Annotated in this window: 19 protein-coding genes; 7 read left to right on the forward strand and 12 right to left on the reverse strand. The window is 34.0% G+C overall.

Going from position 1 to position 25541, the window contains the following annotated elements; all coding sequences use genetic code 11:
- Positions 1-134: 134 nt before the first annotated feature.
- The 7 genes from Q0787_RS04035 to pilO are packed head-to-tail and all read left to right on the forward strand — an operon-like array spanning position 135 to position 6973.
- Positions 135-812, forward strand: coding sequence for a response regulator (locus Q0787_RS04035; RefSeq protein ID WP_298900952.1), 678 nt, complete (start codon positions 135-137; stop codon positions 810-812).
- Entirely contained in the window at positions 799-1218 is a 420-nt protein-coding gene (locus Q0787_RS04040; RefSeq protein WP_298900953.1) for a type II secretion system protein, read from the forward strand. The genes Q0787_RS04035 and Q0787_RS04040 overlap by 14 nt, the downstream gene beginning before the upstream one ends.
- On the forward strand, positions 1218-1697 hold the full coding sequence (locus Q0787_RS04045; RefSeq protein ID WP_298900954.1) for a general secretion pathway protein: 480 nt from the start codon (positions 1218-1220) through the stop codon (positions 1695-1697). Before Q0787_RS04040 ends, Q0787_RS04045 begins: the two co-directional genes overlap by 1 nt.
- 1 nt (position 1698) lies before the next feature.
- Positions 1699-3105, forward strand: a complete 1407-nt coding sequence (locus tag Q0787_RS04050; protein ID WP_298900955.1) for a GspE/PulE family protein — start codon at positions 1699-1701, stop codon at positions 3103-3105.
- A 10-nt stretch (positions 3106-3115) separates the two neighbouring features.
- The gene (locus tag Q0787_RS04055; RefSeq protein ID WP_298900956.1) at positions 3116-5263 is read left to right on the forward strand and encodes a general secretion pathway protein GspD; all 2148 of its coding nucleotides are present in this window, start codon (positions 3116-3118) and stop codon (positions 5261-5263) included.
- The gene (locus tag Q0787_RS04060; protein WP_298900957.1) at positions 5263-6477 is read left to right on the forward strand and encodes a hypothetical protein; all 1215 of its coding nucleotides are present in this window, start codon (positions 5263-5265) and stop codon (positions 6475-6477) included. The genes Q0787_RS04055 and Q0787_RS04060 overlap by 1 nt, the downstream gene beginning before the upstream one ends.
- Complete coding sequence (gene pilO, locus Q0787_RS04065) at positions 6461-6973, forward strand: type 4a pilus biogenesis protein PilO (RefSeq protein WP_298900958.1); 513 nt, start codon at positions 6461-6463, stop codon at positions 6971-6973. Before Q0787_RS04060 ends, pilO begins: the two co-directional genes overlap by 17 nt.
- A gap of 16 nt (positions 6974-6989) precedes the next feature.
- On the opposite strand, the gene Q0787_RS04070 is transcribed toward pilO, so the two are convergent.
- From Q0787_RS04070 to Q0787_RS04125, 12 genes are all read right to left on the reverse strand, one after another.
- A complete protein-coding gene (locus Q0787_RS04070) occupies positions 6990-8123 on the reverse strand; it encodes a type II secretion system F family protein (protein ID WP_298900959.1) in 1134 nt (377 codons plus the stop codon).
- Positions 8123-8581: a hypothetical protein gene (locus Q0787_RS04075; protein WP_298900960.1), complete on the reverse strand. Its 459-nt coding sequence runs from the start codon at positions 8579-8581 to the stop codon at positions 8123-8125. Before Q0787_RS04075 ends, Q0787_RS04070 begins: the two co-directional genes overlap by 1 nt.
- Positions 8578-8874, reverse strand: a complete 297-nt coding sequence (locus Q0787_RS04080) for a hypothetical protein (protein ID WP_298900961.1) — start codon at positions 8872-8874, stop codon at positions 8578-8580. Before Q0787_RS04080 ends, Q0787_RS04075 begins: the two co-directional genes overlap by 4 nt.
- A gap of 23 nt (positions 8875-8897) precedes the next feature.
- Positions 8898-10145: a hypothetical protein gene (locus Q0787_RS04085; RefSeq protein ID WP_298900962.1), complete on the reverse strand. Its 1248-nt coding sequence runs from the start codon at positions 10143-10145 to the stop codon at positions 8898-8900.
- The gene (locus Q0787_RS04090; RefSeq protein ID WP_298900963.1) at positions 10145-10606 is read right to left on the reverse strand and encodes a hypothetical protein; all 462 of its coding nucleotides are present in this window, start codon (positions 10604-10606) and stop codon (positions 10145-10147) included. The genes Q0787_RS04085 and Q0787_RS04090 overlap by 1 nt, the downstream gene beginning before the upstream one ends.
- On the reverse strand, positions 10596-10955 hold the full coding sequence (locus Q0787_RS04095; RefSeq protein WP_298900964.1) for a hypothetical protein: 360 nt from the start codon (positions 10953-10955) through the stop codon (positions 10596-10598). Before Q0787_RS04095 ends, Q0787_RS04090 begins: the two co-directional genes overlap by 11 nt.
- 227 nt (positions 10956-11182) lie before the next feature.
- The gene (locus Q0787_RS04100; RefSeq protein WP_298900966.1) at positions 11183-13351 is read right to left on the reverse strand and encodes a S8 family serine peptidase; all 2169 of its coding nucleotides are present in this window, start codon (positions 13349-13351) and stop codon (positions 11183-11185) included.
- 4 nt (positions 13352-13355) lie between these two features.
- On the reverse strand, positions 13356-14099 hold the full coding sequence (locus Q0787_RS04105) for a hypothetical protein (RefSeq protein WP_298900967.1): 744 nt from the start codon (positions 14097-14099) through the stop codon (positions 13356-13358).
- A 4-nt stretch (positions 14100-14103) separates the two neighbouring features.
- On the reverse strand, positions 14104-16689 hold the full coding sequence (locus Q0787_RS04110) for a zinc-dependent metalloprotease (RefSeq protein WP_298900968.1): 2586 nt from the start codon (positions 16687-16689) through the stop codon (positions 14104-14106).
- A gap of 4 nt (positions 16690-16693) precedes the next feature.
- Positions 16694-19114, reverse strand: coding sequence for a S8/S53 family peptidase (locus Q0787_RS04115; protein ID WP_298900969.1), 2421 nt, complete (start codon positions 19112-19114; stop codon positions 16694-16696).
- Between the two features lie 4 nt (positions 19115-19118).
- The gene (locus tag Q0787_RS04120; RefSeq protein WP_298900970.1) at positions 19119-23315 is read right to left on the reverse strand and encodes a T9SS type A sorting domain-containing protein; all 4197 of its coding nucleotides are present in this window, start codon (positions 23313-23315) and stop codon (positions 19119-19121) included.
- A 191-nt stretch (positions 23316-23506) separates the two neighbouring features.
- On the reverse strand, positions 23507-25264 hold the full coding sequence (locus Q0787_RS04125; protein ID WP_298900971.1) for a helix-turn-helix transcriptional regulator: 1758 nt from the start codon (positions 25262-25264) through the stop codon (positions 23507-23509).
- Between the last annotated feature and the right edge of the window lie 277 nt (positions 25265-25541).

Here is a 25541-nt window from a genome sequence, read left to right on the forward strand (position 1 = left end):
AATTATTAATGAACTCTAAACCTTGTTAAAGGTTTAACCTTTAAAAGTTAAAGCAAAAACCTTTAATTTGTTCTTGCTCCCTAAAGTAAATTAGTAGCTGTAAATATTAATCCAAAACCATTTTATTTACAACTATGACAAAACAAATCAACGTCTTAATTGTTGAAGATGAACCTCTAATTGCGAGCTCGTTAGAAGCGGCGTTAAAACAAATAAGTGAAACCAATGGTCTTATAGATTTTAAAATAAAATCTACGAATAATTGTGACTCGGCAAATGAGGCCATTAAAAGAGCGATTCGAAAAAACCCTTTCGATTTAGTATTGCTAGATATTGGTATTCCTTCTTCTAAAGACAAACAGCTATTATCTGGAGAAGATATTGGCGAGGAGCTTCGTAAAACATTTCCAGAAATAAAAATAATCGTCTTTACATCTTATACCACTAATTATAGGTTAAACAACATCTTAAAATCATTAAATCCAGAAGGGTTTCTTCTAAAAAGTGATGTTGATTTCACTAAACTTATAGATGCTATAAACGCCGTAATATACGATGGTCCATTTTATAGCAAGGCCATATTACAATTAATGAGACGCCATATTTCTAATGATTTTGTTTTAGACCAACTCGACCGTCAACTTATCTATCAAATATCTAGAGGTGCTCAAATAAAAGATATTGCAGAAGTTATTCCATTATCTAAAAGTGCCATTGAATATCGAAAACGAAACATCAAGCAACTTTTTGATGTTGAACATGGCAACGATAGAGATTTACTAATAAAAGCAGAAGAACATGGCTATATATAAAACAACATCCAAACATAAAGTACGCGCATTCAACCTTCAAGAGATACTCATTGTATTGCTTATTATTGGAGTATTCATGCTTATTGCGTTACCCAATCTAATGCCACTTGTAGCTAAGGCAAAAAGTGTTGAAGCTCAGATACAATTAAAATATATTTTCAATAATCAAACCTCACATAGGTATCTCTATTCTAAATACACAACAGATTTATACGACTTAGATTTTGAAGCACCTAAAACGGTTAAAGACAATGGCACTGCAAATTATGTGTATGACATATTAAGTGCAGATAATACCAATTTTGTGGCTCGCGCTACAGCGATTACCGACTTTGATGGTGATGGCATTTTTAACGTTTGGGAGATCAATCAAGATGGTACACCAAAACAAATTGTAAAAGATTGATGCTGGCTCTAAAAATCATATTAATCATACTATTCGTTCTTATTTTCTTTCAAGATTATAAAGAGCGACAGGTCTATTGGTTCTTGTTCCCATTAGTTGGGTTGTGCTCTGGATTGCTATTTTATCAAAGTACATTGCCAGAATTATTTTTAGTGTCTATAGCACTCAATAGTGGCTTCATTATTTTTTTATTGCTCATTGTTGTTTTGTACGCTAAGTTGATCTTAAAATTAAATGTTAGTGAGGCCTTCGGGCTAGGAGATGCACTCCTTTTTATAAGTTTGATATTCTCATTTTCGACAGTATCTTTCCTAACCATTTTCGTCTTCGCTTTATGTTTTTCTTTAGTGACACACCTTATTCTGAAAAAGCGCTCTAAACTTAAAACTGTGCCTCTAGCAGGTTATTTAAGTCTGTTTTTCGGACTGTCTTATATCGCATTTTGGGCAGGAATCACTAACTCCTTATACGCGTTGTAATATGATAAAGGAAGATTACAACATACCCGTAGAATTATCACAACTTATTAGTAGTGAGCAAGCCTATCAATATCATATTATTCCTATACATAAGGATGGTAACCATATTACTTTTAAGTCTGAAGACACTTCCGAAAGTCTACAACAAGAATTACACATTGTATTAGGTAAATCGGTGTCCTTAATTTATGAAACTCCAGAAATTATTAAGCAGTATCTGGCTTCAAATTTCAGAACAACAAAAAGAACTCAAACTACTTCATTTAGTTATTCGTCAGATTTTTTGGAGCAACTGCTCTCTACAGCAAAAGCTATCGGAAGTAGTGACATTCACTTTGAGACTTATGAAAACAACTGTCGTGTACGCTTTAGATTAGACGGAAAACTTAAAACCTACTTTATCATTTCTAAAGAAGAGTATCCTGTCATTATCAACAAACTTAAGATAAAAGCAGGATTAGATATTTCAGAAAAACGATTACCACAAGATGGTCGCATTACCATTAAAACGGCAAATGATGAGTTTGATATTAGAGTATCATCATTGCCTACGCTTCATGGAGAAAAAATAGTACTTAGAATATTAAGTAAAGATGCCGATCATATTGAATTGAATGATTTAGGGTTTTCGACTGAAGAATTAAACACCTATAAAGAAACCATAAAAAAACCTAATGGTATTGTTCTCATTTCTGGTCCAACAGGTTCCGGAAAAACCACGACGCTCTATGCGACTTTGAAACTATTAAATGACGAACAAGCGAACATTTTAACCATTGAAGACCCTATTGAGTATACCTTAGAAGGTGTTAACCAAGTGCAACTTAAAGAGAACATCGGTCTTGATTTCACAAGTACTTTACGCACCTTTTTAAGGCAAGATCCAGATGTGATTATGGTTGGTGAGATTAGAGATGCTAAAACGGCTAATATGGCGATAAGAGCAGCATTAACTGGCCACTTGGTATTGTCAACAATTCATACCAATTCTGCTTGGGCTACGATTACAAGGCTCGTTGATATGGACATTGCTCCATTTTTAATTGCTAGTACTTTAAATGTTAGCGTCGCTCAACGTTTGGTTAGAAAGCTATGTGAAGACTGCAAGGAAGAGCAACCAATTTTAAAAACTGATGTTCCGAGTTCATTCCATATTCCAGAAGACTTAACAACGCAATTTGTTTCGGTAGGTTGTAGTCACTGTTATTATACTGGATATGCTGGACGAAAAGCCATTTATGAAATCATTCCAATCACAAAAGCGTTGGTATCTCATATTAAAAACAACAATCTTGAGATTGACAATTATATAGAAGAACATGACATAGCGACCTTAAAACACAACGCTATTAATCTCATTAAAACAGGTATAACTTCGGTAGAAGAAGTCTACGCGCTATTAATCTAAAACCGCATCAATGAAATCAATATTTTCAATTATTATCATATTTCTGGTCTTTTCAATAGGGCAAGCACAAACCAACGATAGATTACCTCTCATACAAACGCAGTTAGACAGTTTGTCTCTAACTAATAAAGGTTTGAGCGAAACTCTAGATGCTAGTATCGTTTTAAATGAAGTGACGCTTGCCAATTTTCTTTTGGCTGTTTCTAATGTTCATAACATAAGTATGAATGTATCATCGCAACTAGGTCAAATTAATCTCACCAATAACTTTTCAGATGTTACAATTGCCAACGTACTGTTATTTCTGTGCAAGGAGTATAATCTGGATATTGAGTTTACAGGTCAGATATTGTCTATAAAACCCTATGTTCACATTGAAGAAAACAAAGAATATCCAATTGTTATAGACTATGACCCTACAAGTAACACTATTGCACTTGATACCAAAGAGAATAATCTTTACGAAGTTTTTAGGCATATTATGGATGCTAGTGCAAAAAATTTGATGTTTGCGCCTGGCATGGAAAATCAAAAACTCACCTCGTACATTAAGACCACAAATTTTGATGCTGCTATGGATAAGTTGGCACTGGCCAATAATTTAACTCTTACCAAAACCAAGGATAATTTTTATGTGTTTGATGTAGCACAGAAAGATAACACATCAACAAATCAACAGAGTTTGAGGCGACGATTGCAGCCAAATTCGACCTTTAAAGTATTAGATAAAAACAGGCAACTTTTAGAGGTGAATTTTGTAAATACGCCCATTTCAGACGTGATAAGAACTGTTGGAGACTCATTAGATATTAGTATGTTTTTAGCGTCACCTTTAGAGCAAGCAGGAAACGTTACTATAAAAACAAAATCTATAAGTTTTGACAACCTTCTTGTAAAAATGTTTGAACCTCAGGCCGATGTAAAGCCTAGAGTAAACACCGACAATACATCGTCATCTTCTGGTAATAGAAATTCTGGTAAACAAGCAAGTAACGTCGAATCTAAACGTTATACTTTTAAGAAAGAAGGAGATATTTATTTCTTCGGAACAACAAATCAGCTTAGTGTTCGCAAGGTTGAAATCATCACATTAAAACATCGTTCTGTCAATCTTATGGATGATCCAGAATCTATGTTAACTAATAACAATGTTAGAGATAATTTTATCGCGGCAGATCAAGGATTTAGAAACCAAACCAGCTACAACACTGGTAATGTACCTAGACCCCAAAACTCTAACAATCGAAATATAAGATCTCATAACCAAGAGTCTAGAAGCATCTTAGATATTATTCCCGAAGAGATTAAATTCGGTTTAGATTTCAAAGTAGATTTCGAACTCAATAATATCTATGTTACTGGAACGAGCGCGCGCATTGAATTCTTCAAAGATTTTGTGAGTAAAATAGACAAAACGATTCCTGTTATTCTTATTGAAGTGATGATTGTAGAAGCACAAACAACCAATACACTTGAAGCAGGTGTCACCTGGGGTATTGGAGACGAACCCCAAACAACGCAAGGTAATTTGTTCCCTACAACAGATTTAACCCTGGGAGCTAAAACCATTAATAAAATCATTAACGGTTTTAGCAGTACTTCTGTCTTTAACTTTGGTAGAGTGGTTCCTAACTTCTTTGCAACAATCAAAGCCATGGAAACCAATGGTGATCTTAAAATTAAATCCACGCCTAAATTGGCGACTTTAAATGGCCATAGAGCCTCTTTTTCTAATGGGCAAACCTCATATTATGCTATCGTTCAAAGAAACATCATAGGTACAGATAATCCTCAAACTTCAGAAATACGCAACTATTTTCCTATTGACGCTAAATTAGGTTTAGATATCAAACCTTATGTTACCGGAGATAAACAAGTGCTATTGGATATCAATGTTATTCAATCTAGCTTCGGGCAGCGCATCGCAGATGATGCTCCGCCAGACATCAACTCTCGTAATTTCTCATCGGTTGTACGTATGAAAGACCAAGATATTGCCGTATTAGGGGGTTTAGAAGAAAATTACAAAAACAATTCTGGCTCAGGTGTTCCTTTTTTAGCAAGAATACCAATTATCAAATGGTTATTTAGCAAACGAGTTAGAGAAGGTCGAAAATCGAAACTCACAGTATTTATTAAACCCACAGTAATTTATTAATGATACAAAAACTCATATCATATCTCACGTATGGCAATAGCTTTTACAGTGTTGAACAAACATTAGTAAATGGCAATGCGGTATATCATGGTATTGGTTTAAAGAAATCTAAAAACCAAGTTGCTATTGAAGACAGCTTCCAAGAGCATACGCTCGAAGCCATTTCAAAAGCAATTCCGAAGGGAAAAGCCGTTTTTTTGGTTGTCAATAACGAATTAGTCATTACCAAAAAGGTTGAAAGTGATGCAAGCGAAACGATTAAACTCGTGCTTCAGGCTTTTCCTAATATCAAAATTGACGACTTTTATTATGAGGTTTTAAAGCAAGAGCATAGTCATTTTGTGTCGATATGCAGAAAAACACATATCGATGATCTACTGAAAGATTACAAGCAAAACGGAATGGTTGTGGTAGATGTCTCATTGGGTAATTTAATGATAGCGTCAATAGTTGGGTTTATTTCCGAAGATACCATCCGAACCTCAAACGCAATACTTACAAAAAAGGGTAAGGTTATTAATTCTATTAGCTTAAATAGCGAAGCGTCAACCGTTACTTATAACGTTAATGGAACGCCCTTGGATGCCAATCAGTTGATAAATTTTTCATCGGCATTGAGTCTCATTACATCCTCTAAGCAACTAGAATCGGTATTTGGTGATACACAACAACGTTTGATAACGGACTTTAAGGAAAAACAGTTTTTTACGCAATTTATAAAACTTGGACTCTCCTTTTTATTTATACTCCTTCTAGTCAATTTTTTTCTATTTAATAACTATTACGATAAAGTTAGTGAGCTCAAAGAAACTGCCCAGGTTTTAACCACCTCCAAGACCAAAGTCATTGGTTTAAATGAAAAGGTTCTTAAAATGCAAAAGCAGGTTGAAGATGTCCTAAAGAGTAATGCTTCGCATAGTTCTTTTTATGCCAATGCCATTATCACTAGTTTACCTGAAAAAATTATGCTTTCAGAATTAAACTATCAACCACTTCTAAAAAAAATAAAAGCTAAAAAAGCAATCGAAAATGACATAAATGTCCTTCGGGTTTCAGGAATATCTTTAGAAAGTGTATTAGTATCAGATTGGATTTCTAAACTTGAAGCCATAGATTGGATTCAGCGGATTGAGATTATCAATTTTGATGATAAATCTAAAACTTCATCTTCGTTTTCATTTAAAATTTATATCAACGATGACGCAAAAAACTAAAAATATCGCTCTTGTTTGTGGGTTTATCTTACTGGTTATTATAGCCTATAAATTTGCATTTTCAAATACCCTTGAAACCAAACAAGAATACAAGGCTTTAAAAAATGAAGCGGTAGCTTTCGATAATCTACCGATGCAATTATCGTCATTAAAACAAAAGGAAAAGTACTATGATTCGTTGCTCACCAAATACCAACTTAAAGATAATTCCGTTCAAAACAGCATCCTAAAAACCATAAATACTTATGCCGATAGTACAGGTTTAAAAGTGAGCAATTTTATTGAGCCGCATCAAATTAAGCAAGGCGACCTAAGTGTAAACACCTATCAATTTACCTTAGAAGGTCATTATAATGCCATTATTACACTTATTCACAGGTTAGAACAAAACACTAAGTTTGGAGAAATCATCAACTTAGACTTTCAGAAAAAGAAAAATTATAAATCCGGTAAACACTACTTACAGGCACATGTGCTGCTTAAAAGTTTTGGGTAAAAAAACGGCTATCTATTTATATAATACTACTCAACTTAAACATTGGTAAATACATTGCAATTAGTATAAAACCAACAAATACGCCAATAAAAATAATAATAAAAGGTTCTAAGAGTGTCGATAACATTTTAGAGCTGTTTTGAACTTTAGTGCTGTACAGTGTATTCAACTTTGTAAAAATGTATTCGGTTTGATTGGTTTCCTCAGATACCTTTATTAATGTGATCATTCTGTCATCAAATATATCGTGTTTCTCCAATGAATTACTTAGAGACTGTCCTTTAACGATTTGATGTTCTACATCGTTTAAGGCTTTAGTTAACGGATAGAAATCAATCATCTTTTTTACCAGATTGACACTTTCAACAATTGGAACTTTAGACGCTGTTAACAACATCATGGATTGCGTAAATTGAGACAAATACACGGTCTTTAGAAATTTTCCAACAAAAGGGATTTTAGTGAGTAAATTATCTTTCATTCGTTTGTGCCATTCCTTTTTTTTCAATAGAAGATTAGCCACGACACCACTAAAAATAAACAATAGCATTAACCATCCATAATCGCGAACTACATTAGACAGATTCACCACAAACTGCGTAATAGCAGGTAACTCTACGTTTTGTTGTTTAAAAATATCCTGAAACATTGGTACAACAAATTGTAACATAAAGATTACAACCAATATCGCTGTACTTAATATGATGCTTGGATACGTTAAGGCATTTATCAGTTGCCTACGCTGTTCATTTTTTTTAGCATAAAATTCACCCAATTGCTGGGCTATTTTTGGGATGGTTCCTGTTTCTTCACCTATTCTTATGGAGTGGTATTCATAATCTGAAAAATCTTTATAGACTTGTATCGCTTCAGAGAAACTTTCGCCATTAACTATAGCTTTAAGAATGGCCTCTAAAACCACCTTGGTTTTTTTATTTTTTTGTGAATTAACGATAAGTTCTAAAGCCTGTTTTAAGGTAATACCTGCATTGAGTAATACGCTTAGCTCTCCATAAAATGCTTCTTTAATTTTATTAGAAAACGGCTTTTTTAAAACAACAATTTCTTTATTGAGAATAGACTCAACATTAGTACTAGCTTTTGAATTAATAGTCTTACTTGGTTGTATGTTATCTAATTGAAATGCCATTAGTTCATAAATTGTGTTGCATCAGTTTGTTTAAAAATAAATAGGCGTTGTTTGCCGTATACTTTTGGTAGTTCTAAGCGAAATGCATCTACCTTTTTGGTATTGGTTATATTTCCGTTAAAATAGAATTGCTTTCGTTCAAAGGCTACGTGAAATGTATCGGTAGATTTCGTGACTACTTTTTCGTTGAAATGATAAACAGCAGAATCAATTGGTGAACTAAATACGAGTGTATTGTCTTGTTCTGAAAATGATATCGTTCCATATTTAGCGGTATCAATCCAAAGCGATTGTTCTAACCTGTTTAGTTCTGTATTTAATTTTAAATGTTCTTGAATCGCCCATATATGACGTTGCACCAATGTTAATACCGAAAAAGCAATGCCTATAATTATGGTAGATACGATAATTACGATTAGCATTTCATTTATGGTATATGCAGGCACTTTTGATTTCATTTTTTAAAAGTTGATATTTCGATGGTCTTTTCTGTGGCTGTATTAAATGCCGAAAACAAGATGATATCTTGATGGTCGCTCTTCTCTTTAGTAATAGAAATATTCCAATGCTCAAAATCGTCCTGATAAGGAATCGTTAATTTTTTGCTGCGATACATATATTCTAATTCATTAAGATGTGCTGTAATTTGTCTCGTATTGTTTCTAATCGTGTTAGAAAACAAATTGTTTAAAATCATACTTGAGACCATAAAAATAACAAGCACTAAAATGGTTGCCACTAATGTTTCCATTATGCTAGACGCTTTTATTTTTTTTAGTATAACCATTTCATAACCTGTTTTGGCAACGTATTAAATGACAGTCCAACAAATTGTTCTGTAAGTTCATTGCTATTAATTTCGGCATGATACAAGTGGTTTTGATATGTTGTTCCGTTTTCTTTAACCAAGAAATTATTGGCATAAACGGTTCCGTAAACAGTACCACGTAAGTCTAGATTCTGTTCGCAATACACTTGACCTTCAATAATTGTGTTGTCTTCTATTTTCAATTGAACATCAAAATTATCAGATCGTGTTCTCCCTAAGCACAGTAAAATACCTTTGATTTCAGAATTAGAAGCTAGCTCAAGGTGATGCGCTTCTTCCTTTATATAATCGCCATACAATACGAGGGCAGACGGATAATTGAGTTTTACATTTTCAGAAACGTTAAGCTGTTTTGTGGCAAAGGCTTGAAAGATTCCTTTTACATCTTTTCTTATCTCAATATTTGGAGCTATAAGAACAACATCTTTTAATTGTGTAGTCTCATCTACGATAATCTTGCGGTTGGACTGTACGATAATATGACCACTAAGTGTGATATTAGAAAGCATAATCTCATTACGACTAGATGCCAACATTAATGGATTTTCAAACGAATTGATATGTGTTTTGCCTGAATGCAAATCGATGTTCTGTATATTTTCTTGATTCACTAGTTTATATTCGGTCAATAATTTAATATGTGCTTCTAGTTTACTATCTAGCTTAGGGAATTGCCGACTTACTTCTGTAGCGCCATATACAGTTTTTGTTCCGTAATAGGAATGTCCTGAAATATGCCCTGTTTTGATCCCTCGTTTGGGTAAATAGGCACTGCCTTCTATTCGGGTATTGCCAACAACCACTAAGGGTTTATTATTATCTTTTAAAAACAGTGCTACTCTTGATGGCCTTGGTTGCTCACCAACAAATGCCATTTTCACTAGCTTTTTGTTCTTTATTTGTGCTTCGACGTGCATCTGTTCGAAAACACCCCAAAAGCCTTTTGTTAGTTTTAAGTGTTTATCATCTTCAGCAATTAATGACATGGTCCTATTTTCATCTGTTGTAACGGTTTTAGGCATTTGATAATGAATGCCTTCATCTAATAACTTTACCGTTTCGATAGTATGATTGGTTTGTATTCTAAATTGCTTGTGAACATGCATTAAAATGAGAATTGATGACAAGAACAATGCGATCACTACGATAATGAAAGTGACCATCTGTAATGCTCCTGCTTTTAATGTTCTCATTAGTGTGCTTTTCTTACAATTACTTTTTGTTCATTTTTATAACGAAGGGTTAGCCTATTTTTATTACCTCTAACTAAAGTGATACTATCCTTTGTTTGTCCTTTTTTTACTAAAGACTGTTTGCCATTAATGCTTATAATAAAGATCTGTTCCTTATAATTTTTGTTCTTAACAATCCCTAAATACTCAACAGGTAACCATGTCACTGTTTTTCTTTTTTTAGTACTACTCTGAACTGTTTTGGGTTTTGTGATTGTTCCTAAAAAAGGATCTCTATCTACGGTTTTAATTGAAAACGTATCAATGACTGTATCCACTTTAAAGTTTGCTTTTGCCAATACTTGCGGTGTGTTTAACTCTGGCAAATCAGGATTCAATCCAGCAATAATTTTATAGGTAACGGTTCCCCATACCCCTATAACCAACACCAATAGCACATATGTTTTCTTTTTAATCTTCAATACTCAAATTTTGTGTAGTATACGCTGTTTCGTATGCAGAATTTATTGCTCTAACACGCCATTGGTACTCATTACTTAATAAACTTTTAGTAAAGCTCGAACCCGTTAGAAGGGTATCTTCTACAAACTGAAGTGGCGTTTCAAAATTTGGAGTTGCGATTTGCAATTGATAGCTATCTGCAAATTCGATAGGCTGCCAAGAGAAATTGATTGCTGTATTATCTAATGTTGCATTATTTGTTGGCGCTAAAATGGTAAGATCCATTTCAGAAATATCTTCAACTGCAATAATTTCTTCACAAGTATATAAGCACAGAAGAACAAGTACTACGGCTACTTTTTTTAACATAGTTTCATTACGATTAATCTAGACTTAAAAATACATTGCCTTTAGATACTTTATTAAAGGTTAAACCTTTAAATGATTAAGGATAATGCTTAAAAATAGAACTTTAAAATAAGCTATCATCTTTTAAGCAATTGATAATCATAGTTATACGATCCGAAAGTGGACTATGAAGAGGAGCGAAAAAAGCCTGACGAATACGTCAGGCTTTTTATTTTATCCCATTTTGTTTAATATTTAATTAGTTGCTTGCTAAAAACATAGCCTTGAAAAGTAAAAATTTTGACAGAGTAAATACCTGAATTTAAACTTGATACATTTATTTCCTGTTGCCCATCTAAAGCAACATCCATTATTTGTACACCAAGTGAATTATATATTAAAACCTGTGAAACTTGATCGTCATCATAATTTAATTCTACGATAAAGTAATCTCTTGCAGGGTTTGGTGATAACATAACATCTTCATCCGTTGGCTCATCATTTCCATGACCTGGATCTACTGGGTCTATAGGATCTGGGTCTGGTGGAATAGGAGGCATATAATTACATCTGTTTTCTATATCATTATCAATTCCTAAGTCAATAAAACCGTTTATATTTGGTTCTAAAGTAACTTCTCCGCTAAGATCAATAATATTTTTTGCTTTGAAGGTGACTTTAGCATCTTCTATAAACTCTACATTTTCAAGAGATAAGTCATTTTCAAAGCGGCTAATATCAAAATTGTAACGATAAAATATATGATTTTTAATTTTGACATCGCCATCAGATTTATTCATTTCATTAACGAATTCAACAGCATTACCAGTCTCTAATTTTCCAGCACCAATGTGTCCTATAAAAGGTGAATTTATTGGGTTAGATTCGACATCTTTTGCCGTTAATTTTAAAATAGCTTCTACTTCCTTTGACGTTAAACATTGATCAACCGTATACATTAAGCCAATCGTACCAGTGACAAAAGGTGCTGCAGCAGAAGTTCCAGAGCCGTATTTGCCTGATTGATGAATAGGATTTTCATCTGGGTCTAAATCTCCCACACAATCATATATTATTTTTGGATAACCAAAAACTTGATAACCTGGTGCAAGAATGTCTATACTCTCATTTAATGTATGCATCGGAAACCCAACTTCGGGATGCCATGGGTTGATATAAATCCCATAAGGCGATTCATCAACATTTTCGGGATCTTTTACATAAGGGGAAACAGCATCTTCCATGAATCTATAATACTTATCACCATTTAATTCAAACTCTGTGTCAAATTCAGTATCAGGATATTCGTTTAAGGTATACCAATGGTTTACACTGGATACCGATATTACATTATCTAATGAAGCCGGATACTCATAATGTACAGGCGTATTTGAGTGCCCAATTAAACTATTCCCACTCCAAATTTCAAATGAATTTCTATTTCCTGCAGCAGCAACTAAAACAACGTCATAGCCATCAACAATTTCGTTTATAGCCTCTTGAAAATTTGATCCATAATACGTTGCTCGATATTCGTCTGGGTTGAGTGAAGTTTTTAAACCCCAACTCATATTAATGACTCGTGCTCCATGTTGGGCAAGTGCCAAGACACCATTTAACTCACTGAACTGTGGACCTGTATTAACATCTGGTTTGTAGCTTGTTGCCAAAATATTGCAATCGTAGCATACTCCGATAGATCCGTAACCATTATCCCCTTTTGCTGCGGCTATAGCAGCTACACCTGTACCGTGTGTTGATTCTGCTGATGGATCCTCACAGTCGGGCGTGGTATTTGCAAAAGGATAATAACCCACAAATTCAACTTTGCCTTCGTCAAATTCACTATCTGTATCATCAATTTTTGCGTCAGATATTCCTATAACCGTTCCGGGATCTAACTCATTGGTAATTCCCCATGCCCTAGGAGCATTAATATATTCTAATCCTGATCTATCAAAGGTATTGGCATCAAAAGGGATTCTGACTGAACTCGTAGTGAATTCCTCTGGATAATAAGGATCTTGAGACAATAATTCAATTTTATGATCCGTAATATCCTCTATAGCTTTATACTTGATAGGAAAATTTTTGAGTAAAATTGATGGCAAATCCTCCGAAGTCGTTTCTAAATAGAATGCGCTTCTCAACGATGAGGATTTAAATCTTGAATACACTTGGTAAAACTTTAATATTTCATAACGATCAAAAACTTCTTTTTCTTTTGAGTTATCGCCTGAATATCTCAAAACCCCATTTTGAGCTTTGAATTCTGGAGCTTGAAACTCACTTATCATTACAACATAGTAACTTTTTTTTGGGTTCTCAATATCATCTTCAGATTGAGAATACATAAAACCACTTAACAAGCATAATAACAAGCATATATATTTCTTAGTATGACTTTGTTTTAACATAATTTCAATTCTTAGTTAAGGTATCTAATTGTCTCTGTAAACTTTTTATTTTCTTGTCTTGGTCTATCATATATAAGGTCAGTTCTTCAATTTTTTCAAGAAGCAGTTTGTTTATTTCACCTAATTCAATGCCATTTTTTAATACCTCTTCTTCAGAAGGTATATTCGGTAGATGGCCGCGTTCTTTTATATAATTTTCTATCTCATCTAAAGGCTTAAGTTCATAGCTATCTTCAAACACATAATCGGCCCAAGTTGTGTATACTTTAACACCGTGTGCTCTTATTTTCCCATTTACAGAGAGACGATATGTATCATCTCCTTCTACAAAAGAAGAGGTGCCTATTCCTACATTTCCGTTCGGAAATAATACGTTTTCTATCTCTATACCAGAACTTCTATTTATAACAAATGCCTCTTTTATTGAAGAGAAGTCATCAGACTCACTAAAAATTTTAAAACTTCCATTTATGGCAGATAAAGCCCAAAGTCTTTCATTAGTTTGGCTTAATGAGGAATTAAGGAATAATTGCGAAGAAAATCCACCCTCTAACCATGCATTTACAAAAAAAGGAATTGTATTTGTTTCCCCTACTATTAATTGATTTGTTTTTGTAATTCCATTTACTTCTAATTCTTGGGTTGGCGTGGTTGTATTTATTCCCACATTTCCGTTTTCTGGGATTTCATTTTGTGCTGTTACCATACTCGCTATGAGCATTGAGATTAATACGATTAATTTTTTCATGATTTTAAAGTTTAATTATTTTTTGGGTGTTACTCTTGCCTGTTGATGTTTCAATCTTAACAAAGTACATTCCACTTTGCAGGTCTGAAATATCGATTGTATTTGACGAGGTTGGCTTTTCAGATTTTACCTTGGCGCCTTGTAGGTTATATACCGTCACTAGGTCTATGACCTCTTTTATGTTGGACAAATCGACTGTAAGCCATCCTTTTGTAGGATTAGGATACAGCTTGATCTCATCTGATATTGAATTTTCAATGGTTTCTCTATCTATAGACACAACAGGCTGCCTACCTGCCATATTATCTAAACAAGTAACCTTGATCTCATCTATGGCCACATAACCATCATTCACTATATTGTTCGGATCTGGATACAATGGAAACTCCAAGGTGAGTTTCATGCTTTCACTGGTTGCAGTAAAAGTCATCTCCCGTTCATACCAGATATTTGGTGCTGTGCTGTTAAAATTGTAGTAATGCGCATTAGGACCATCCCATTCTTGCTCCCCAGAAGCATCCTCTACCTTTACCTTAGTCTTGTAGTATAGATTAGGTGTTTGTCTCCCTCCTGGTGTAGAGACTGGCGAATCGTAGAAAGAAAGCCTGTACTGTTTCCCTATTTCCAAATCATTCAAATCGGTAAATACACCATTATAAACGGATTCGTAGTGTTTACGTTTCACCCAAAAGGCAATCACACTTTCGTTGCCCGCTGGTGAAGTATCGATAGGATTAGAGCTTCCAAGCATCCATACATTTGTTCCTGTTCCTTGGTTCACAATCTCTGAACAGCCATTGATGCCCCAGAAATTTTCGGTCAACAATGTGTGATATGCCGCATAGTATTCTGTTGCCTTCCAAGGGAAAGGTGTGTTCCATGCAGGATTAAAATGCCCAAAAGGAAGGGCTGTGCATGGATTCCCATCCGCAAAATCTGTATCTGAAGTGTCAAAATTTCCGTAGATATCAACGCTACAGTCTTCCCCAAGTGAAATTATATAGTCTTGGGTTGATGTAAGTCCATTTGGAAATTCACAAGCATTTATCAGTTCATAATTAGAAAAACTCATACGCATAATTGTAGTTCCATGCACAACGATGTCTTCATCAAAAGAAAATGTTGTCTGCACATCGTTAAGCCTTTCACCATAGATGTTGCTCACTACCCATTCACCACTGTCTTCAAAATCACCATCTTGATTTAAATCTAGAAATACATTATAAAATCCATTATTATAATTGTACATATCTAGATCGAGTTGATAATCTGTGTTAGGGTAAAGAATAACGCTGCCATAATCTTGTATTGAAATATATGGTCTACAAGTAATATCAGGTGTATCTAATACAGAAGTGACATTATCTGATATGATTACTCTACGAGGGTAAAACTGAGTTGATCCAAAAAAATTACAATCACTTAAATCTTCAGGTGAGCAGTACAATATTTCATTACTTGTAACTTGTAAAACATTGCTATATGCTTCTTTTGAATTCACTGAAATAACCCTATACCAGTATGTAGTATTTGGTTGAATATTTCTATCTATAAACTCTGTGGTGTTCTCACTTACACCACTCAAGGCAATAGTAACAAACCCTTCTTCGGAAGAGACTTCAGAACGCTCAACCATGTATCCCATACTATTGGAAACAACAGACCATGACATTCTATTATCCAGATGAGTAGCGCCTAAAGAACTTAAAACTGGTGCATCGGGAATATCTGTCTGCACATAACTATCTAAAGAGTAATTAATGGTTTGACCCAATCTAATATGGCTTGTTGTGCTTAAATCGTGCTGAAATCCAGCTCTCATTACCTCATACTGCTGTTCTGTAAAACTTTTTGTTCTATTGTAATAAGACATAATATTGTCATAGTCTGGGTGATAAGGTTCTCCATGTATATCAAAATCATTAAAACTCGAATAATTGTCTGCAGGTGTGTCACAAATCCCATCACCTTTTGTATCACAATTAGCTTGGCTTCCACTTCTGGCTACATTTTCAGCCAAAGGATGATTATTTCCTAATTCAGTACCTGCAAATGTGTGTAATAAGCCATAATTATGTCCTAGCTCGTGAAGTGAAGTTTGATTAAAATCAAAAGGCTCTGCACCAATAGAATTATTACTGATAAAGGAAATCACATTGTTAGCTCCTCCAGAATTTCCACCAAAGTATCTTATAGGAAGGTTGTATGCTGTTGTATCCAAATATTGATATAAGACATTAAGGTCATTATCTACAGGATCTTCAGATATATAACGAATTTCTACTAGATATAATCTTAGTCCAACTTTATAAAAATAGGAATTAACTACAGAAAAGTATCTAGCAATATCATCTTCACCAAGTGTACTATCGTTATCAGGAAAACCAATTAAATGAACAATTACGGGTAAGTTTACGATATCTTGACTAGATTCATGTCTGAAATTGTTGTCACTTATCCTATTAAGAGGTTGCACAAATTCACTAGAAGTTTCATCAACACAATTAAGACTATTTTTTTGAGCTCTTGATATCATTGTAGACAAAAGTATAATCATCAACATTCTAGTTTGTAACTTTCTTATTTTCATGATTTTAAATCTTAATAACTTTTTGAGTGATCTGTTTTCCTGAAGATGTTTTGATCTTAACAAAATACATCCCGTTTTGAAGTCCTTTAAAATCAATTGCATTCGAGTTGTTTGGTTTTTGAGATTTTACAAGAGCACCTTGTAGATTGTAGATTTTAACTATATCTATTGAATCTTTAGTGTTTTTTAGGTCGATTTTAAGTAATCCTTTGGTAGGATTAGGATATAGTGTTATGTTTTCAGACAATGTACTTTCAATTGTTTCGTTATCTATTGCTATATCTACTTGTCTACCCTGTGGGCCACCCACGCAAGTAAGCTTAATATCATCTATAGCCACATAACCGTCATTTACAATGTTTTCTGGATCAGGATATAATGGAAACTCTAATGTCAATTTCATACTTGAGCTTGTTACTTTAAATATCAGTTCCCTTTCATACCAAGTATTTGATGCTGTTGTATTGAAGTAATAGTAATGTGTATTAGGACCCTCCCATTCTTGAACACCTAAGGCATCTTCTACTTTTACTTTGGTTTTATAATATAAGTTTGGTGTTTGTCTTCCTCCAGGAGTCGAGACTGGAGAGTCATAAAATGTAAGTTTGTATTGATCTCCAACTTCCAAATCGTTTAATTGAATATAAACACCATTATAATTTGATTCATAATGTTTACGCTTAACCCAAAAGGCCATGACGCTTTTATTACCAGCTGGTGAGGTATCAATAGGGTTAGAGCTTCCTAGCATCCATACATTTGTTTCTGTTCCTTGATTTACGATAGATGTACAACCATATTCGCCCCAATAATCTTCAGTAAGCAGAATATGATAGGCTGCATAGAATTCGGTTGCTTTCCATGGAAAAGGTGTATTCCATGCGGCATTAAAATGACCTGATGGAAAGGCAGTACATTGATTCCCGTCTGCAAAATCGGCATCTGCACTATCAAAATTTCCATATACATAACCATTGCAATTAACAATTGGGTCTAAATAATTTAATGCTGCCTCCATGTTGGGTAATGGACCAATTGGTTGATCTGAAGATGTTAAAGTCCCCTGCGCAATTCCTGTGTCTCTTAAAATATTCTTTAGCTCTTCACCTGATAAATAAGCTCCTGTATTATTAAAATAAAAGGATTGAACAGCAATCACGCAACTAGCTACAATCGCTGTGGCTGAACTCGTTCCTGTGAAATTTGTATAGCTTTGATTAACATCGCCATCTATTACTTCAACGGCTGCGTTTGCCCCAGAAGTGAATACATTATTTCCCCAACCTTGTAAATCTATACGAGTTCCATAAGTGCTAAAAAATAATGCGTCGTGATTTGTGTCTGACGTTCCAGCACCAACTATTATGGCACCACTATCTCCACGTGACATATACTCACTATAAGCTGGTGCATCCAGGTTTATGGCCCCGTTTCCTGCGGCAGCTACAATAATTATTCCTGCATCTGTAGCAGCTTTGGTTAAATCCCAAATTACAGGGTCTAGCTCTGCAGGACCATTATCGTTAGATTGCATTTCATAGATAATAACATTTCCTGAAGTTGTATTTGCAATTGCCTCAGAAACTGTTGCTATTCTATCCCAACCATAAATATTATCATCGCTTATATATTCTTCGGTCCACTCAGGGTGTAAAATTACTTCTTCAACACCTGATACCATTCCTGTAACTCCATAATCGCCATTATCGGCATATATAGTTCCTATTACTGAAGTTCCGTGTTCAGTGTAGTTAACACCTAAATAGTCATAGGCCAATGGATGTACTGTTCTTCCAGGTGCATAAAATGCATTTACATCGTTTAACTCTTCATGAGCTTTATTAAAACCATATTCTATGTTTCTAACAAATATTCCTGAGCCATCAACTCCAATATCCCATGCGTACTGCATATTAACTCCTGGGTCTTCATCTATGTATTCTTGCTGATTTCTAAAAGATGGTGTTTCAGGAAAGATGTCATTTGGTGGTAGCGGTGGTCTGTTGGAAACAAGATGACAATACTCAATAACCATTATCTTTTCCATGCGTTTCTTAAGTGATAGTAATTTCTCGTACGTTGGGTTTTCAATTCTTACTTTGAGAATATTCTCCAGGCCAATTCTTTTACCCTTACGTTTTTGAATGCCAGCATTTTCTATAGCTCGCAATTTTTCTACTGAAAGAGCTATTCCTTTTTTCAACTGGAAAGGTGTCTCTTTATAAACGTCCTCAAGGGCTGGTATTTTTTGTAAAACAGAGCCCAAAAGATTTTTACCACTATCTAAATCTATTTTAGAACTTATCTTTATATAAAGCGTATATGATTCATTTAGAGTGACATTCTTTTTACTTATTGTTTGAGCATTACTTGCATTTAAAAAAAGAATACAGAATGAAATGGTTATAGTGATTAATTTTTTCATGATTTTAAAGTTTAATTATTTTTTGGGTGTTACTCTTACCTGTTGATGTTTCAATCTTAACAAAGTACATTCCACTTTGCAGGTCTGAAATATCGATTGTATTTGACGAGGTTGGCTTTTCAGATTTTACCTTGGCGCCTTGTAGGTTATATACCGTCACTAGGTCTATGACCTCTTTTGTGTTGGACAAATCGACTGTAAGCCATCCTTTTGTAGGATTAGGATACAGCTTGATCTCATCTGATATTGAATTTTCAATGGTTTCTCTATCTATAGACACAACAGGCTGCCTACCTGCCATATTATCTAAACAAGTAACCTTGATCTCATCTATGGCCACATAACCATCATTCACTATATTGTTCGGATCTGGATACAATGGAAACTCCAAGGTGAGTTTCATGCTTTCACTGGTTGCAGTAAAAATCATCTCCCGTTCATACCAGATATTTGGTGCTGTGCTGTTAAAATTGTAGTAATGCGCATTAGGACCATCCCATTCTTGCTCCCCAGAAGCATCCTCTACCTTTACCTTAGTCTTGTAGTATAGATTAGGTGTTTGTCTCCCTCCTGGTGTAGAGACTGGCGAATCGTAGAAAGAAAGCCTGTACTGTTTCCCTATTTCCAAATCATTCAAATCGGTAAATACACCATTATAAACGGATTCGTAGTGTTTGCGTTTCACCCAAAAGGCAATCACACTTTCGTTGCCCGCTGGTGAAGTATCGATAGGATTAGAGCTTCCAAGCATCCATACATTTGTTCCTGTTCCTTGGTTCACAATCTCTGAACAACCATTGATGCCCCAGAAATTTTCGGTCAACAATGTGTGATATGCCGCATAGTATTCTGTTGCCTTCCAAGGGAAAGGTGTGTTCCATGCAGGATTAAAATGCCCAAAAGGAAGGGCTGTGCATGGATTCCCATCCGCAAAATCTGTATCTGAAGTGTCAAAATTTCCGTAGATATCAACGCTACAGTCTCTGGGATTATTAGGTCCCGGAATCCAAAGGTGCTCCGTAACTTCCCAACCGTTATTTATCGTTAGCGCATTTACTGCTGCCAAATTAAAAGGCAATACATCTTTAAATATAATTCGTCCTGTACGGTTTTCTATATAACATAAAATACTACCGTGTTCAGGGCTACGAGATTCAAAAGCCCAGAAGTGTTTTAAGTATTCAGGATGTACATCTGTACTTGCACCTGTAATAGCTGTTGGCCTGAAGAAATCGGCAGATGAGTTGATGAATGTAAATTCATTTCCATGTGTATCTTTTAGTTTAAATTCAAAATCTTCCCAAGGCGCTTGTGAACGTAGTTCTTGTTTTATAGAGAAATAGATATCTGTATCAATTTCAGTATGACCATCTACTATTTGAGGATTAACAGAGTATGTGTTTCCTGTAATGTTATTGTGCAACACTTGGTGCGTCCAAAAGACGGAGTCGTCTCCTTCTAAATATAAGATTTCCCCATCTAGCCCTAATGTGCCAGTAGGGTCAGAATCTATGTAATATTTGTTTATTGGGTTTCCATCTAATGTAGCAACAATCTCAATAACTCTGTTCTGTTTTGAGTCTACCTTAAATCGAATAATTTCTCCATTTTGCCTTTTACCTGAAGTGTTTAATACTAAGTTTGAAAGGGAAGTATTACCTCTTTTGTTATTGGTATTACCACTGGTATAATATGGATTGAAACGCACAAAGTCATCGGTAATGCGAAGTGTAAATTCATCATTTACATAAGCACCATTAGCCCAATCTGTTGTAAAAAAGAACTGTCCAAAATCATTAGTAGTGAAAGTAGGAACTATGATACTTACAAATTTATTGGCCAAGGTATGTTTGTTGGAAAAAGATATTCTAGCTCCTATGGCATTTAAGTCTGATCCATCGAGGCAATATGGCAAATCACTTGTCTTGTTGAGTTTATATGTCAGTAACTCGTCCCCAATAGGTATGTCTGCCATGCCATTGTTTTTATGATCTGGAGCGAAATATGGTCGGATAAGTTTACCAAAACCAGTAGCGTTTCTAAACTTGAAATTTCTAAATTCTATCTTAGCACCATTTCTTAGAACACCATTGTTAAAACTATTGTAAAAGAATGAGTTACCATCAACATGTTCAAATTCACAATTTTCAAAAATAACTGTGCTTTCCTCTGTAAATTCATTGGCATAAATTGAAGTTATGCTGTTATCATATCGTGGTAATCGATTATTAGGATCTAAATTATTTATGTACTGTAATGTGCCATTAGGAACATACGGAAACAAGTGTTCTTGACCATAGTTTGTGCCAAAAGTTGTGCTATCAAGTTTTACTAAAACATCTTCTTTTAAAAACCGAACTAAATAGCCGTCATAAAAATCATTTACACTTATAAAATTAGAGTGATATACATCTACTGTTTGGAACTCTAGACGATTTCCTCCATGACTCACTAAACTGTTTACATAAATAAAATCCCCATCAATTTCGGTATCTGTTAATTCTAAACTCCCAAATATTAACCGAGCTTTAACATCACTATTAAATATTTTTAAAGTCCCTCTAGTAACATTGGCTATTTCTCGGTTGTCTGAGCCATCACCAAAGTTTTGAAATTGTAAACCAGTTCCCTGAATATTGGAGTTATAAATCTCTGAGAATACAGGGACTATTGAAGCATCAATACCATCATATTGATCTCCCGTTGCATAGTATCTCCAATGCCCAAATTCACTAGTAACATTATCTAATCTAAAGGCTACATCTGGATGCACATAGTTTGGATGGCCATAAGTTCTAACATAAGGATCAAAAGGCGGATCATCATGAGGGCGAGGAATTGGTAACACGAGGTCATCAAAATCATTATGAAACTGAATGGTGATTGTATACACTCCATTTGGCAAACTAGCATTGGATATATCCAATTCATGACCATTAAGAATATCTGTTATGCCTGGTCGCAATGGATCATCAAGGTCAAATTGATAAAATGTAACCCCATCAATACTAACACCCATAGTTCTTGAAGGAGCTACATAATCGTACCATGAAAAATCAGTATTTGCTATAGGTTTTAAAATGCCATTATCTATTTCAAAATTTTCAAATTGCCATTGTCCACCGAATGTTTCATTATAGATATAATCGATTTCATTTAAACCCTCATTTGCAATAAAGTCTCGACCATTTTCGCCTAAATAGTGACCACTATAATTGACTTTTAAATTGGTGATATGCATTTGAGATCCACCACCAAATTGATATATACCACCATTTCTAGTTCTAATTTCAGCTGCTTCATCACTGTTTTCAATAATAATTTCCTGAAAGTTTACGTTGTCCTCTAAACCTCCATTAAGTCCATCGAAATAAAAATTCCAGAAGGAGTCTGTGTTAGAATTTAAGTCTGTAGCATTAGCTATAGTGTTTAATAATCTAATAGTACGAAGAGATGAACCTGTTCCAATATCATCAGATATTAATTTTGTAGAGAAGAATGAGCAACGACCACCCCAACATGTTGTAGCTTCATCTGGTGGTATACAAGATATATTAACTGTAATATCGTGATTACTTACTGCAGTACCAAATAGAGCAAATTCAATATCCCAGTCAATGGTTTCAGCACATAATTTAATACGTGCATTTCCTGTATTTTGAATGCTTAATGCATTGGTTTGGGGAAACATTAGTGCCTTAATTGCAGTATTGGCAACCGGTCCAACAGCATTATAAAATGGATTTACACCTATTATCCCGTCCTGCGGCAAATCTATTGTGGTTGCTCCAGAGTGCATTAAGGTTTGTAGTAATTCAAAGTTATTGGTATAAACATAAGCTTTGGTATTACTAACTGTTTGATTAGGTGTGAAATTTATTGTTGCATAGGAGCCATCTGTAGCAACAGAAGTAATACCTGCTGTAATTGTAACAATGCGCCCTGGGGTTGTAAACGGAACATCGACACCATTGTATGGATTATGGTGACCTTTTCTTATAGCAATTAATTTACCTACATCATCTGTGGAAAAACTATGACCATTGATAGCAAAAACTTGATTGAGCCCTGAGGTTAAAGAAACATCTATATAACGAAGATCAGCCTTTAGTTCTGTGCCAGTATATAAACTACAAGAATTAGAGGCTTGACTAATAAAAAAGGTAAAGAAACAAAAAAAGAGTAGAGCTATTTTTTTCATAATTATTGTTTGTTTTGTGATTGATGATGTGTCGAGTTATCAATAAAATTTAGTGAAGTGTACCGCAGTTCTTATTTCTAACTCCACCCTTAAAACTACCAATAAAAAGCCCTTAAAAGCAACACTTTTAGCCCTATTTTTAGAAAAATAGGGCACTTCTGAAGATGTTTATACTTCTGATATTTAGCTAGTTAACTTTCAAGTTGTTTGTTCAATTTCTTTATAAAATAAGAAGGTAACAATCCAGTACTTTTTTTAAAATATTTAGTAAATGAGTCTGGACTTTTATAACCTAATTCTTCTGAGATGGACTGGATGGAGTACAATCTGAAAAGAGAATCGTTTTTCAGCCTTTCAAGCGCATAATTAATCCTCAAGTCGTTAATATAGGTGTTGAAATTAGTTTGATAATGAATCGTAATCACCTTAGATAAATATGTTGTATTTGTTTTTAATTTTTTTGCAACATTAGTGCTATTGCACTCACTTTTTAGAAAATAATGTTTCTTTTCTAGTTTCTGTAATCCATCTAAAATTTTAGTAATGGTTTCTGGTTTAATATCTAAGGTAGATTTTGAGAAATTCGCTTTTGTCTGTGTAGAAGAAACTGTTTTGTCTTTATTCTTAATTTCCTTTAAAATAGAATTAAATCTTCGTTTATTCTTTAAACGTGTATGTTGGAAAAAAACAATTCCAAAAATAATCATACAGGCAAAGGCAATACTTCCATATAGAATTTGATTGTCTTTTGATTTTTGATTTTCAATGTAAGTATTGGTCACTTCATTAATATCTATTTTAGAAAGTTCTTGTAATCCATCTAACTCTTCAACATTCTTTTTACGAGTTTCGGATAACTCTTTCTCTGCATAGATATAAGCCAGTGAATCTTTCCCTATTTTTTTGTATTGTTTTGAAAGAATGTGATACATTTTCAATTTTATATCAGATCCTTCTTTTTTGTAAGTTGTATTTTGATTGTCTAATGTTTTATTTGCATAGTACAATGTAGAATCTGCCTGGTTCAATTCAAAAAAAGCTTGAGTCATATAAAAGTACGGGTCAATTTCTGTTTTAAGCCTTTTGCGAGCACTAATAGCTAGTGCTTTTCTAAAATGATCTATGGCCATTTTATAATTCTCTCTATAAAATGCTATACTTCCTTCTCTTAAGAAGTAACACATATCTGCAAAAGCAATGTCTTTATCTAAAATTTTCAGCAAACCATGTCTTTTTTTATTGTAAAAATGAGCTGAATCTAAAGATGCAATATTGCTAGGGTCTCTTTTAAAGTATTCAATATGTAGTTGTAGTAAGTTTGAGTAAACATAAACACCGGTATATTCTTTTTCTAATTTTTTATTCTCTTCTTTCAACATTTCCGCCAATATCTTTCGAGCTTTATCATAATTAAAAAGTTCAAGATTTATATTGAGTTCCTGCATTTTTATGTTAAAATAATAGCTTGGAAAATACTGTTGATAATCCTTAATCACTTGCTTGTTTTTTTCCAAGTATTCAAGTGCTTTTAAGTAGTTGGTTAAATTTTTTTCTACGTAAAAAATCCGTTCTAGAATTTTTGACTTCATATCTATAAAACAACTCTCATTCTCCTTATTTAAGTTCTTTTCTAAAAAATCAATGACTTTAAGGCATTGTGATCTTGCTTCTGTATATTGTTCTGCATAATGAATACTATTTATTTTTAGGTGTATTGCCCTAATAGAATCACATCTGTTTTTAGCGTATAAAACTGCCTTTTCAGCATAAAATATTGTACTGTCATTTTTGACACGTTCAGTATTTTGAGCTTTGTCATACCAATATTTATATTCGTCAATTCTCTGCTGAGAGTATGAATACTCAAAAAATAAAAACGTAAAAACAAGGAACGTCAACCAATTAATATTTTGGGTTAAATAGCACATTTCCTTTTTAATAATTTTCATTGATAATTGCTTTTTGTAAGTAATATAGAAATAGTATAATTTAAATTTAGCCAACATTGTGTGATTAAATGAAACTTTTTATTACTAAATAAATTAAAAGATCTTTTTTGAAATTCTAATCCCAAGTCATAGGTTATTTTGATGGGAGATTGATACACCTTATAGTAGTTCATAACCGCTAAAAGTAACGCACAAAAACGATTTTTGGTATTAAAAACTTAAAAAACAAACAACTCTACAAAACAGGGCGTTAAGGTTCGATAGTATATTATGAGGG

The sequence above is a fragment of the uncultured Psychroserpens sp. genome (assembly GCF_947492715.1).
Taxonomy (GTDB): Bacteria; Bacteroidota; Bacteroidia; order Flavobacteriales; family Flavobacteriaceae; genus Psychroserpens.